The sequence below is a fragment of the Mycobacterium sp. 050134 genome (assembly GCF_036409085.1).
GTDB lineage: Bacteria > Actinomycetota > Actinomycetes > Mycobacteriales > Mycobacteriaceae > Mycobacterium.
In genome coordinates this window covers 291,037-303,717 of sequence record NZ_JAZGLV010000004.1, presented here as the reverse complement: position 1 = coordinate 303,717, position 12,681 = coordinate 291,037, and the positions used below count along the sequence as shown (strand labels likewise).

The 12,681-nt window shown below is 69.4% G+C and carries 12 protein-coding genes and 2 pseudogenes; 6 read left to right on the top strand and 8 right to left on the bottom strand.

All coding sequences use genetic code 11. The annotated features are described in order from the left end of the window. Nucleotides 1–87: 87 nt before the first annotated feature. The gene (locus SKC42_RS06990; RefSeq protein WP_330963550.1) at nucleotides 88–1,839 is read left to right on the top strand and encodes a sensor domain-containing diguanylate cyclase; all 1,752 of its coding nucleotides are present in this window, start codon (nucleotides 88–90) and stop codon (nucleotides 1,837–1,839) included. 93 nt (nucleotides 1,840–1,932) lie between these two features. Next, nucleotides 1,933–2,249 (top strand): annotated as a pseudogene (locus tag SKC42_RS06985) (SDR family NAD(P)-dependent oxidoreductase). Nucleotides 2,250–2,262: 13 nt separating this feature from the next. Here SKC42_RS06985 and SKC42_RS06980 read toward each other — a convergent pair. From SKC42_RS06980 to SKC42_RS06970, 3 genes and pseudogenes are all read right to left on the bottom strand, one after another. After that, nucleotides 2,263–2,930, bottom strand: a pseudogene (locus SKC42_RS06980) (aldo/keto reductase). 23 nt (nucleotides 2,931–2,953) lie between these two features. Beyond that, nucleotides 2,954–3,958 carry a sensor domain-containing protein gene (locus SKC42_RS06975; protein WP_330963549.1) on the bottom strand — a complete coding sequence of 335 codons (1,005 nt, stop codon included), beginning with the start codon at nucleotides 3,956–3,958 and terminating at the stop codon, nucleotides 2,954–2,956. A 205-nt stretch (nucleotides 3,959–4,163) separates the two neighbouring features. Continuing rightward, on the bottom strand, nucleotides 4,164–4,376 hold the full coding sequence (locus SKC42_RS06970) for a hypothetical protein (RefSeq protein ID WP_330963607.1): 213 nt from the start codon (nucleotides 4,374–4,376) through the stop codon (nucleotides 4,164–4,166). Between the two features lie 136 nt (nucleotides 4,377–4,512). On the opposite strand from SKC42_RS06970, the gene SKC42_RS06965 reads away from it, so the two are divergent. Together SKC42_RS06965 and SKC42_RS06960 are read left to right on the top strand one after the other, a co-directional pair. Further along, nucleotides 4,513–5,055: a hemerythrin domain-containing protein gene (locus SKC42_RS06965; protein ID WP_330963548.1), complete on the top strand. Its 543-nt coding sequence runs from the start codon at nucleotides 4,513–4,515 to the stop codon at nucleotides 5,053–5,055. Between the two features lie 31 nt (nucleotides 5,056–5,086). Then, nucleotides 5,087–5,746, top strand: a complete 660-nt coding sequence (locus SKC42_RS06960) for a UdgX family uracil-DNA binding protein (protein WP_330963547.1) — start codon at nucleotides 5,087–5,089, stop codon at nucleotides 5,744–5,746. Nucleotides 5,747–5,757: 11 nt separating this feature from the next. Here SKC42_RS06960 and SKC42_RS06955 read toward each other — a convergent pair whose 3' ends face one another. The 5 genes from SKC42_RS06955 to SKC42_RS06935 all read right to left on the bottom strand — a co-directional run bounded on the left by SKC42_RS06955 (nucleotide 5,758) and on the right by SKC42_RS06935 (nucleotide 11,694). After that, nucleotides 5,758–7,551, bottom strand: coding sequence for a thiamine pyrophosphate-requiring protein (locus tag SKC42_RS06955; RefSeq protein ID WP_330963546.1), 1,794 nt, complete (start codon nucleotides 7,549–7,551; stop codon nucleotides 5,758–5,760). A gap of 273 nt (nucleotides 7,552–7,824) precedes the next feature. Next, nucleotides 7,825–8,892, bottom strand: coding sequence for an NAD-dependent epimerase/dehydratase family protein (locus tag SKC42_RS06950; RefSeq protein ID WP_330963545.1), 1,068 nt, complete (start codon nucleotides 8,890–8,892; stop codon nucleotides 7,825–7,827). 115 nt (nucleotides 8,893–9,007) lie between these two features. Continuing rightward, entirely contained in the window at nucleotides 9,008–10,078 is a 1,071-nt protein-coding gene (locus SKC42_RS06945; RefSeq protein ID WP_330963544.1) for a DNA topoisomerase IB, read from the bottom strand. A 144-nt stretch (nucleotides 10,079–10,222) separates the two neighbouring features. After that, nucleotides 10,223–10,621: a heme-binding protein gene (locus tag SKC42_RS06940; RefSeq protein WP_330963543.1), complete on the bottom strand. Its 399-nt coding sequence runs from the start codon at nucleotides 10,619–10,621 to the stop codon at nucleotides 10,223–10,225. A gap of 263 nt (nucleotides 10,622–10,884) precedes the next feature. Beyond that, nucleotides 10,885–11,694 (bottom strand): SDR family oxidoreductase, encoded by an 810-nt coding sequence (locus SKC42_RS06935; protein ID WP_330963542.1) that lies wholly within the window; start codon nucleotides 11,692–11,694, stop codon nucleotides 10,885–10,887. 281 nt (nucleotides 11,695–11,975) lie between these two features. Here SKC42_RS06935 and mbp1 point away from each other — a divergent pair, with 281 nt between their 5' ends. Together mbp1 and SKC42_RS06925 are read left to right on the top strand one after the other, a co-directional pair. After that, a complete protein-coding gene (gene mbp1 / locus SKC42_RS06930) occupies nucleotides 11,976–12,212 on the top strand; it encodes a microaggregate-binding protein 1 (RefSeq protein WP_330963541.1) in 237 nt (78 codons plus the stop codon). A 177-nt stretch (nucleotides 12,213–12,389) separates the two neighbouring features. Further along, nucleotides 12,390–12,677 carry a DUF3349 domain-containing protein gene (locus SKC42_RS06925; protein ID WP_330963540.1) on the top strand — a complete coding sequence of 96 codons (288 nt, stop codon included), beginning with the start codon at nucleotides 12,390–12,392 and terminating at the stop codon, nucleotides 12,675–12,677. Nucleotides 12,678–12,681 lie beyond the last annotated feature (4 nt).

Here is a 12,681-nt window from a genome sequence, read left to right as displayed (position 1 = left end):
CGAGCGATGGGGACTTTCGCCCCCAGACATCATCCCACCTCCCCACGCACACTAGCGGTTGCGCCGCCGCGCGGGAAGGGGCAGCTCATGGGAAGGCGGAGGCCGGATGCGTGTCTGCATGACGTGGCCTGGTGCCTCCGAATGGCCGTGTCGGCGGTGTTCGTCATCGCGACGGCGTCATGGGTGGGCTGGGCGACCGGTATGGATCGGCTGACCCGGATCTATCCGACCTGGCCGCAGATGATGCCCTGGACCGGCATGTGGCTGGCGGCGCTCGGGGCGGCGATCTGGGCGCAGTCGGGTAGCCCGTCGCGGCGGCGGGTGTTCGTCGGGCGTGGCCTGGCCATGGTGGTGGGTGCCCTGGCCGTCATCACGCTGATGGAGTACGGGACAGGTGGGTGGGCCGGCCTGGACCAGGTGTGGTTCGGCGACGCGGTGCGCGCGTCCGATTGGGCCTGGCCGGGCCGGCCGAGCCCGCAGACCGCGTGGTCGTCCCTGCTGCTGGCGACCGCGGTCGCCCTGATCCGGGTGGACCGCCGGACCCGGATGGTCTGGCTCTCGTGCGCCGCCGCCGGCGGTGCCATCCCGTTCGTCACGGTCGGGGCCTACCTGTTCGACGCCCTGGCGTTGGTGGGCACCACATCCTCGACCGGCCAGGCACTGATGACGGCGCTCGCGTTGTTGCTGGTCGCCGCCGCGGCTGTGTTGGCGCGGCCCGACCGCTCCCCGGTTGCCTGGCTGCTGGCCCGCCCCGACCGGTCGACGCTGCTCCGGCTGGCGGCGATCCTTGGGGGTTTCCCGCTCGTCGTAGCGCTCGCGCGACCGGTCTTCGTGTGGCTCGGCCTGGGCGAACACGTGGAATGGACGTTCTCGGTCCTCCTGGGCACCCTGATTGTCGGAGGGATCATCTTCTTCTTTATTCAGCGCGAGCAAAAACTGCTGATCGAACAGGAGTTTGTCAGCAAGCAGCGCGCCGAAGCGGAGATGCGCTATCGCATCCTTGCCGACAACGCGGTCGACATCATCGTGCACTTTCGCGGCGGCGAGGTGGCCTGGGTGTCACCGTCCGTCGAGGCCGCCTTGGGCCGCCCACCGGAACGCTGGACGGGCTCGGGTTTCGACCGCCACGTCCATTCCCAGGACCTCGACACGGTCCGGGCCGCGCTGCAGAGGGTGGCCGCCGGCGAGTCGGTCCTGCAGCGGTTCCGGGTGCGCTCCGCCGACGGGGTCTACCACTGGGTGGAGGGCCACGGAAAGCCGTACGTCGATGCCGACGGCAACACCGACGGGTTGATCGCCGCGTTGCGCATCGTCGACGATCAGGTGCGGGCGGAGCAGCGACTGGAACGGTTGGCGCGCTTCGACCCCCTCACCGGTTTGGCCAACCGGGCCGAGGCGATGGCCCGGCTCGCCGACACACTGCAGCGGCCGCGACCCGATGGAACGTATGTCGGCGTCTTGTTCTGCGACGTCGACCGCTTCAAGCACATCAACGACACGTTGGGACATGTGGTCGGCGATCAGGCGTTGGCCACCCTGGCGGCGCGGATCCAGGAAAGCGTCCGCCGTGGCGACACCGTCGGCCGGACGGGGGGCGACGAAATCCTCGTCGTGCTGCCCGGCGTGCGGAGCACCGATGAGCTCACCCAGATCGCCCAGAAGATCCGCCGTCGTGCCGCCGAACCCATCGAGGTGTCCGGCACGACGTTCTCTGCGACGCTGAGCGTCGGGGCCACCCTCGCCTTCCCCGGGGAGTGCACCGACGCCATCACGGCGCGGGCGGACGCGGCCATGTACAAGGCCAAGTTGGGCAACCGCGATACCGCCGTCCGGAACTGAGCGCCGAGCGATCGCCACTCCCGCGGCGAGAGCATCCGGTAGGTTCTTGCCGACGGCGACGCGTTACAGGAGAGGGCGAATATGTCACGGACGGTGGTGGTGGGCGCCACGAGCGGGCCGGGTCGCTGCATCGGGGTCGGTCTCGCCGAGCGCGGTGACCGCGTGGCGCTGCTGGCCCGGCGCCGCGACCGAATCGAGGCGGCCGCGAGGGACGCGGGGTCGCGGGCGGTCGCGCTCGAATGCGACGTCACCGCCGAGGCCTCCCGGGCTGCATGCCCGGCAGGTTGATGCCCGTCGAGGACCTCATCGAGGTGGTGCACACGATTCTGCGCACCAACGCGGCGACGTCGATGCCCGTCGTCGTCCCGCGGGGCGCCGCCGCCGGCCGCGCGGTGTTCGCGCCGTCCTAGCGGTGCGCCGTGATCACTTGCGGCCCAACTTCTCTCGGACCAGGTCGGCAAGGAAGCGCCCGTTGGAAACTGGGCGGAAGGCGCGGGCGGCCTCGGTCAGGGCATCGCGGGATTCCGGGCGGAGCTCGAGGCCGGCCGCGGCGACGTTGAACTCGAGCTGCTCCACGCTGGACGCTCCCGGGATGGCCACGACGCCCGGCAAGCTGATCAGCCACGCCAGCGCCACCTGCGCGGGCTTCGCGCCGACGTCGGCGGCGCCGATCTTCCCGCTGTCGAGCAGATCGCGCATCCCCGGCATGATGACCGAGTCCGGGACCACCGGGTTCGCCTGATGGATTTGGTATAGGGGGATGCGGTCCGGGCCGAGGCGCCGGGCGCTGGCGCGCTCGCGCTGCCTGACCATCGCCGGGAAGGGGACGACGGGCATGATCTTGCTCGCCACGGCGACTTCCGCGCGACGTCGCCGAGAGCCTCCCCGAGAATCCGCTCGCTCTTCCCCAGCCCGTAGACCTCGGCCGTGTCGAACAGCGTCACCCCGGAATCCAGGGCGCGGCGCACGATGTCGCCCGCCGCCCCGGAGGCGTATCGGTCCCCGTAGCCCCATTCACGGGAGCCGAACTGCCAGGTGCCCAAGCCGATTCGGCTGACCCACCCGACGCCCTCGACGTCCAGATATTTCATGCACCCACACTACGGCGGCGCCGTCAGCCGGGGATCTTGTTCAGCACATAGTTGGCAATGCTGACCGCGGCCTGCCGGGGGCGATCACCGTCCGTGGTACCGCTGCAGGAGACATAGAGGTCGACAACGACGTTGGCTTTCGCCGCGATCGCGCGGGTGGAGCGGATCTGTAACCCCGCCGGCGCCAGGTCCAGGGTGCTGATGCCGTTACCGCCGTCGGCCGGGGCGCTCAGGGCGAACGGGATCGGCCCGGTGCCGGGGATGGTCACCCGCACCGTCGTCCCGCCGCACTGGCGCCACCCGGCCAGCACCCCATCCAGTTGCGACTGGGCGGTGGGCGGGTCGCGGAACGCGGCGGCGGCCTGGATGACCTGTACCGACTTGAGCAGCGTCCGCGTGTCGGAGAACTCTTGCGCGTGGTAGCCGAGGATGCCGGCGGTGTAAGCGTCCGGGGTTCCCGGGGCGATGCTTCCCCAGCATTCGGCGCGGTCGATGGTCCCCTCCCGGTCGGAGCGGCTGGGGCGGTCCCACGTCTGGCCCGCCTCGAGGTTCTGGTCGGCGGTCATGCTCTCGAGCGCGTCGAGGCCGGGCAACAGCGTGGCCACGGTTGCCGGGGCCACCGCGGGCGGGGCCGGTGCGGGCGTCGTCGTGGGGGCTGGCGCCGCGGTCCGGCTGGGCGTCGGCGCCAACGCCGCGAAGGCAACCCACGCGGCCAGCGCGACCACGGTCGACGCGACCAATGCGTACGACAGCACGAGGCCCACCACGGCGCGGTCGCGCCCGAGCTCGCCGGTGCGGCGGATCTGTGCCAGTCCGAGATGCCCCAGGATCGCGCCCACGGGCGGAAACACGAACGCGAACACCACCGACAGCGTCGCGAACGGGTTGACCGACGGCCGCGGGGGTGGGGACGGTGGCGGGGGCGGGGGGTGGAATACCGGCGGCGGCGGCGGTGGCGGCGGCCGGCCGAGCGGGTCGTAGGTGTACGGCGGCAGGGGGCCGCCGTACGGATCCTGGGGGTTGCTCACGCCTCGGCCCTCCTCGGGTCCTCCTTGACCAGGGGATCCTGCCCCGAATGTAGCCGATGCCCCCGAAAGGCTGGGGTGCCGCAGCACATCCGCACCGCAGCGCCAAGTGGCGTCCGAGCGCCGCGGCGGGATTGGCTCGCGCACATCCCCTGTTAGCTTCCCCGCGGCGCCGGCTGTCGGCATTTCCGATGCATACGTTGTGGTCCTACGACTGTGTATGGCTCTGTGCGTAGCATTCGCTGATTCGCCGGTCGGTGGCCAGTGCGCGGATCGGCGAGGGCAGCGTGGCGCTGGCCAACACCCCCATGCCGCTGCCGCCCAGGCGGAATTCCACCGCATAGAGCGCGTTGCTGTCATGCCCGGCCACGCAACTGCGGCTCACCGCCGTGCCGTCGCCCGCCGAAACCGCGATGTCCACCCTTGACGCTGCTCAAATTCGAGCAATACCCCGTATGCGCACCGCTACAGCGGGTTTGGCCAAAATGGCGATGGGTAGACCCCCAGGTAGCGCGCGCCGGCAGCCCGGCGCGCGGGGATTGGAACAGGAGGACAACATGGCCGGAACCGCCATCCAGTCGCCCACCGACGTGGTCGGCTTCCTTGTCAGTCAGCACCAGCAGATCAAGTCGATGTTCGAGCGGACGCTGTCTGCAGCCGGCAAAGAGCGCGAGGACGCGTTCGTCGGCCTGCGGCGGTTGCTTGCCGTCCACGAAACCGCGGAGGAGGCGAAGCGGAAGGTCGCCGACGGCCAGACCATCGTCAGCGCCCGGCTCGAGGAAGAAAACGACGCGAAGAAGGTGCTCTCCGAGCTGGAGAAGCTCGAGGTCGACAGCGACGAGTTCACGCAGAAGCTGACCAAGCTGCGCGACGCGGTGGCGAGCCATGCCGACCACGAGGAGGCCGAGGAGTTCGCCAAGCTCGGCGAGCAGTTGGGCGCCGATGAACTCGAACGGATGGGCCGCGCCGCCAAATTCGCCGAAGCCGTCGCGCCCACCCGGCCGCACGCCGGCGTCGAGTCGCAGGCCGCCAACCTCGCGGCCGGTCCGTTCGCGGCCATGCTCGACCGCGCCCGCGACGCCATCCTCGGAAAGGGGTAGGCCGCACCTTCCCCGGCCACCGCAGTCAGCCATGGTGACAACGCCGGCCGCCGGCGCCGCCCGCTACCTCCCGGAAGACCACGGGCTGCAATCGCTACGCGCGGCCGCGGCGGGCTGCCAGGGCTGCCCGCTTTTCCAGGACGCCACGCAGACGGTGTTCGGGCGCGGGGCGGCGGGAGCGCCGCTGATGCTGGTGGGCGAGCAGCCGGGTGACCGGGAGGACCGGACCGGGGAGCCCTTCGTCGGACCCGCCGGCCGGCTCCTGGCCCGCGCGCTGGCGGACGCCGGCATCGACCCGTCGACGACCTACCAGACCAACGCCGTCAAGCATTTCAAGTTCACCCGCAAGGGCGGCAAGCGTCGCATACACCAAAAGCCCAGCCGCACAGAGGTTGTCGCGTGCCAGCCGTGGCTGCTCGCCGAGATCGACGCGGTGCGTCCACGGGTGATCGTCTGCCTGGGCGCGACGGCCGCGCAATCGCTGCTGGGCGCGGACTTTCGCGTCTCCGTCCACCGCGGCGAGGAGCTGCGACTGCCGGACCCTGGCAACGAGCCCCGCGCCGAACCTGTGGTCGTGGCCACGGTGCACCCGTCGGCGGTGCTGCGCGACCGCAGCGATCGTCACGACGAGGTCTACAAAGCATTCGTCGAGGATCTGCGCGGCGCACGCTCGGCCGCCGACGGGCGCTGACCCCGCGCTCGTCAGCTCTTCCGATGCGGCAGGAACTCCTGAGCCTTGGTCTTCAGTCCGACCTTGACGAAGCCGACGCGATCTTCGTCCCCGGACAGCACCGCGGTGGTCGCCGCCTTGAACTGATCCCACGTGGCGTGCGGCGGAATCGGTGGCATGTCGGGGTCGGTGAAGACGTCGAGCACGGTGGGGCGGTCCGCCGACAGCGCGTTGCCCCATGCGTCACCCAGTGCCTCCGCGTCCTTGACGGCCATCGCGCCCAGGCCCAGCCCCGCCGCGAACGCGGCGAAGTCGACGTCCGGAAGTGTCTGTGACTCGGCGAATTTCGGGGAGCCGGCCATCGCCCGCATCTCCCACGTGACCTGGTTGAGGTCGTTGTTGTGCAGGATCGCCACGATCAGGCGCGGATCGTCCCACTCCCGCCAGTACCGCTTGATCGTGATCAGCTCGGCCATGCCGTTCATCTGCATGGCGCCGTCGCCGACGAACGCGATGACGGGACGCCCCGGATGGGCGAACTTGGCGCCGATCGCGTAGGGGACGGCGGGGCCCATCGTGGCGAGGGTGCCCGACAGCGACCCCCGCATGTTGCCGCGGAACTTCAGTTGGCGGGCATACCAGTTGGCCGCCGACCCGGAGTCGGCCGTGACGATCGCGTCGTCGGGCAGCTGCGGGGACAGCTCGGCGAACATCCGCATCGGGTTGATCGGGTCGGCGCCGACGCGCGCCTCCATGTCCATGGTTTCCCACCAGCGCGCGACGTTCTTCTCGATGCTCTCGCGCCACGACCGGTCCTCCTTGCGGCGCAGCCGCGGGATCAGCGCCCGCAGCGTGGTCTTCGCGTCGGCGACCACGTTGACCTCATACGGGTAGCGCATGCCGATCAAGCGGCCGTCGACGTCGATCTGCACCGCGCGGCATTGCCCGAAGTCGGGGAGGAACTGTGTGTAGGGGAAGCTGGAACCGACCGTCAGCAGCGTGTCGCAGTCCCGCATCAGTTCGTAGCTGGGCCGGGTGCCCAGCAGGCCGATGGAGCCGGTGACCCAGGGCAATTCGTCGGAGAGCACGTCCTTGCCCAACAGCGCCTTGGCCGCCCCGGCGCCGAGCAGGTCGGCCACTTGGTCCAGCTCCTCGCGGGCCCCGCGGGCACCGGTGCCCACCAGGATGGCGACCTTCTTTCCCGCGTTGAGGATCTCGGCGGCGCGCGCGATTGCCGCGTCGTCCGGCGCGATGGCGGGGTACTCGATCCCGAGGCTGGAGGGCACCATTTTGAACGCGTGCTGGGGTGGCGAGTAGGGCAGCTCCTGCACGTCGCTCGGAATGATCAGCGCAGTCGGGGCCCGCTGGGTCATCGCGATCCGGATGGCGCGGTCCAGGACGTTGGGCAACTGCTCGGGAACGGTGACCATCTGGACGTAGTCGCTGGCGACGTCCTTGTACAGGCTGAGCAGGTCGACCTCCTGCTGGTAATTGCCGCCCATGGCCGTCCGGTTGGTCTGCCCCACGATGGCGACCACCGGCACGTGATCGAGCTTGGCGTCGTAGAGCCCGTTGAGCAGGTGGATGGCGCCCGGTCCCGACGTCGCGGCGCACACGCCGACGCGCCCGGTGAACTTGGCATAGCCCACGGCCTCGAAGGCGCTCATCTCCTCGTGGCGCGACTGGACGAACCGCGGCTTGTTGTCCGCGCGGCCCCAGGCGGCGAGGATGCCGTTGATGCCGTCACCGGGGTATCCGAAGACGTGCTCGACGCCCCATGCCCGCAGCCGCTCCAACAGGTAGTCCGAAACCTCTTGCTTCGACATTCGAGTTCCCTCCTGGACGGACGGCCCGGGCGGGGGTCGGGTTCGCACACACCGCTCGCTCCGCGAGGCAGACCCATCCCCCACAGGGATGGGTCTTACCCAAAAGCGTGGGCATTATTCGCGTCACGGGCGTTGGCCACCGGATCCTCAGCTGATCGCGGCGCAGCCCTGAAACCGGCCTCCTCGGCAGCCACCAGGTCTTGCCGTTCGCCACCAGAGGCGCCGAGTCGGGAAAAGCGGCGTTGACGTCGAGATTCTGCAGCGCAGTCGCTACTATGCCAGCTGCTGGGGGGCGAGGCCACGGCCCGGTTCGTCGGCCGTCGTGTTGCGGAACCACGCCACCGTGATGCCCAGCCCCGTGCGGTAGCCGACGCGCGGCTCCCAACCCAGCCTCTCGTGGGCAAGCGTGATATCGGGGCAACGGCGTTGCGGGTCGTCCACGGCCGGCGGGGTGAGTTGGATCGTCGATTCGCTGCCGGCCAGTTCCCGGATCAGCTCGGCCACGGCCCGCACCGTCAGTTCCGTCGGGCTGCCGATGTTGACGGGGCCGCTGAAATCGTTGCGCGCCAACGCTATTAGGCCCGCGACTGTGTCATCGACGAAGCACAGGGAGCGCGTCTGCAGTCCGCTTCCCGCGACCGTCATCGGCTCACCGCGCAGCGCCTGACGGCAGAATGTCGGGACCATGCGGCCATCGTCGGCGCGCATACCCGGTCCGTAGGTATTGAAGATGCGCGCCACCCCGACATCGACCCGGCCGAAGCGGTGATAGGCGAACGCCAGGGCTTCCGCGTACCTCTTAGCCTCGTCGTACACGCTTCGCGGACCGACAGGATTGACATTGCCCCAATAGCTTTCCGATTGGGGGTGCTGCTCCGGATCGCCGTAAACCTCACTGGTGGAGGCGAGTACCAGGCGGGCCCCGGCCCGCTCGGCTAGTTGGAGCGCCACCTCGGTGCCGGCCGATCCCGCGCGTAGGGTCGCGATCGGCAGCCGCTGATAGTCTATCGGCGAGGCCGGCGACGCCAGATGAAACACGGTATCGAAGGACGTACCCACCAGTTCGATCACGCCGGGTTCGCAGATGTCATGCCGCACAAAGCGATACCCGGTGCGCTGGGTCAGTCGCGACACCCCGCCCGGTGGGCTGGTGGACAGGTTGTCGATGCTGACCACGTCTGCGCCGGCGTCGAGCAGCTGCTCACACAGGTGTGTGCCCAAAAAGCCGGCACCACCGGTGACCAGGACCCGCGAGACCGAACGGGCCGTAGTCGCGTCCCCGCCGGCCGGGCGATGAAACTCCTTTTCCGGCGTTGGGTTTGGAGTGGCCTCTGCGGTCATGGCGACCAAGCCTATCCGCTCAGTCGTCGTCGCGACGGGTGACCGCCGCGACCAGCCATGTGGGTCCTCGGCCTGCGACTGAAAGACGTCTGGCCACAACCGCACCGGCCAGCCGTCAGGCGCTCTTGGCCAGCGTGGAGATCCCGGATCCGGTATGGCCCTTGGCCACCCGCCGGATCAGCATCCGGGTGGCCTTTTCCAGCGTCTCCTGTGCCATGTCGGTCTCCCGCGTGCGTTCGGCGCGTCGGGCGGCGGCGGCGATGGTCAACCCTTGCTCGTAGTAGCCGGTGACGACGCGCGGATCCACGTAGGAGGCCCGGGCGACCGCCGGGGTGTTGCCCAGGCCCGCCGCGACCTCCTTCATGACCGCCGACTCGACACGCTTGGCGACCCGCTGTGACACGGCGGGGTCGGCGTCGGCGAACGCGGTGGCGGCCAGCACCGTCCCATGCCAGGTGCGCAGGTCCTTGACCGTGTATTCCTCGCCGACCAATTCTTTGAACCGCGCGTTGAGGTCGTCGGAGCGAAGGTCGACCCATCCGGAAGACGTGCGGCATACCAGCAATCGCTCGGTCCGGTGGGGGCGGCGCATCAGCGCGCGCACGGCCCGGACGACTTCGGTGTCCTCGATCTCGACGCACCTGCGCACGCCGCTCTTGGCGGGGAAGTCGAAACCGACGGCGTTGCGCCGGACCGTCACGTGTTCGCACAGCATGGTGGCCATTCCGTAGGACTCGTGTTCCTCGGCGTACTGCTCCCCGCCCGCGCGGAAATATCCGCGATCGAGGATGCGCAGCGCGACGGCGAGCACCCGGTTGCGCGTTAATCCCTTGCGGCTCAGGTCCTTGGCGAGCGCGGCGCGCCATTCGGGCAATCGGGTGGACAGCTCGAGTACGCGGTCGAACTTCTCCTCGGCCCGTTCCTGCTGCCATGCCGTGTGATAGAGGTACTGGCGCCGGCCGGCGGCATCGGTTCCGACCGCCTGGATGTGGTCGTTCGGATGCGGGGAGATCCAGACCTTCTTCCACGCGGGCGGGATGACGAGCTCCTTGATCCGCTGCAGCGCTTGTGGATCTGACAGGAGGTTGCCATCGGGACCGTAGTAGGCAAAGTCCTTTCCGGGGCCCTTCCCGCGACGCTTGCGCGCGATCCCCGGCTTGGTGAGATCGCTGCGACGCAGCCGCATCCCCGCTCCTTCGACTCGTGGGTGATTCCGTGCTTGCACAAATACCCACCGCGGCAACCGTTCACACGTCGCCGGATCTCCTTAGTCGAACGACCGGCGAAACGACCCGCCACGGCGTTGTGGCGGGTCGTCGTCGAGCTGCGATCAGCCGGCCATGAACTCCTGGTAGGCCGACTCCAGGTACGGCGGCAACGCTTTGACGTTGCACTGCCGTTCCGTGTCGCCGATCGGCGCCAGGATTCCGCGCAGGTCGTGGTACTGCTGGGGGTGCGCGGTGAAATAGTTACGCAGGTTCGACTCGGCTTCAGGGCGTGGCTGGCCGTAGGCCGCCGTGACGACCTCGTTGGCGTCCGGGTGTGCGGACAGGTACTGCTGGGCCGAGCCTTGCACCGAGGAGACGGTCGCGTTCACTCCGCCGGGGCTGCAGTCGGGGGCCGCGAGCGCCGAGGGCGCAGCCAAGATGCTCATGGTCATCCCCCCGAGCAGAAAGCCGGCACTGATGCCGGCCACCCGCCGACGCGCGACAATGCTGCTGTTTTTCATACAGTGATGTCCTTCGAATTATTCGAATTGATACGTCAGAGAGGCTCCCGATCCTCGAAATCCAAAATAGCGGAAGCCGAGAGAAGGCGGCGTTCGCTCACGACGAACGCCCGATCGCGATCCGGCGATGGAAAAACAATTTGCTGGCCGTTTCGGGGCCGGGCGGGCCCGGGGACTTACGGGGCCGTGAGAATTCTCAGAAAAGCGTTGAGCCTCTTAGGGAAACGTAAGGTGGATCGTGACGAAACCGTTACCGGCGCCGGTCAGACTTTCGAGCAATCCGGCGCGCCGGTTCTCGATGGCCGGTCGCTGCCGTTCGTGTCCGCCGGTGGCCGCGTGCCGAGCCAGGTGTCCACGTCGGGGCCGACGACGACCGCCTGCTCGGACGGCAGCAGTGCCCCCGCCGCGAGCGCGGGTACGGCGGGTGGCGCCGCGCGGACGCGACGGCCGTCGCCCTCCCACGCGAGCACTTTCGCCGTTAGCTCCGGGAGCCGGACGGGGTGCGGACCCGCGATGGTGCGGGGCGGGTGCGTCTGCCCGAGGGCCGCTTCGACCAGCACGTCGGCGACGGTGTCCGCGGCGATGGGCTGGATCAGCCAGTCCTGCACGGTCACCTCGTCGTCGCGGTAGCTCACCGCGGCGCGGGTGGTGGCGGATTCGTACCACTGCGTGGACTTGATGATCGTGGTCGGCACCGGCCCGTCGAGCGCAATCCGCTTGGCCGCCAGTTTGGCCGCGCAGTAGGGCAGGCCGCCGAGGACGGGGTCATCCAGGGCCGCGACGGTCGACACCACAAGGCGCTGGACATCCTGCGCCGCGCACGCGCCGACGATGTTGCGGGAGGCGGCCGCGAGCACGTCCGCGATGGGGGACCGGCGATCGGCCGGCATCGGATTGGAGACGTCGATCACCACGTCGACTCCCCGCAGCGCACGGGACAGGCCGCGCCCGGAGACGACGTCGACGCCGTGTGCGCGGCAGAGCTGCACCACCGCCACGTCGCGGGCCCGGAGCCGCGCGACGACGCGGGAGCCCGCCCTACCGGTTGCCCCGATCACGCCGACCCTCGTCATATTTCTTCCCCCTCCGACCCCGTTCTCGGGGAGCCCTGTTCGCGGCCAGTCCTACCCGGGAAACGGCGCACGAAACCCACGCGTTCACTTCGGGCACAGGGGTTTGATCGCGGCCGGGCTGGGAACGCCGATAGTTGCGGTCGACATGTCACGGCGCGCCGACTTCGGGCGGACGGGGGCTTCAACGGTGAAGTGCTCGTGCACAGCGCGGCGCGGGCCCGGCAGGCCGATTCGCGGACCAATGAGCGCGAGCTCAGTAACCACCACCAGGGAGGCGACTCATGGGCGATGACAAGAGCGGGCCGCAGGAGGCCGTGAAGGGTGCCGTCGAAGGCATCAAGGGCAAAGTCAAGGAGGTCGGCGGAACCGTCGCCGGGCGCGACGACCTGGTCGAGGAAGGCCAGGCGCAGCAGGACAAAGCCGACGCGCAGCGCGACGCGGGCAAAAAGGAAGCCGAAGCCGAGTCCGCGCGGGCCGGTGCCAAGGCGGCCGAAGAGCGCCAGAAAGAAAACCAGTAACTCCCGTCTCAGGGGCCCGGTCCGCAGGTAGGGCCGGGCCCCTTTCGGCGTGCGCGGTCGGCAGCCGGCGGCGAGGCGGCGTAAACTGACCAGTCGGTGATGGTTTCAAACCGCCGATCGCGGTTATCCCTGGCACACCGCCCAAAGCTGCGGGTGCGGGGAGATGAGGTGAATGAGATGAGTTTCGGTACGTGCGTGACGGCCGCCGTGGCATTCCTGCGCGTCGGTTACCCGAACGGGGCGCCCGCGATGGGGTACGCACCGCTGCTTGCGCTGCTGCCGCGCCGCGTGTCCGAAGAAGAGATATCGGCCATCGCGAAGAAGCTCCTGGCCCGCACGCGCCGCCCAGCCGACCGCGCCGACGTCGGGGTGGAGATCATTCGAGTGACCGACGAAATGCCGTCACAGGACGACATCCGCCGGGTGCAAAGCCGGCTGGCCGCCGACCCGGCTTCCGGCGTCTGAGCTC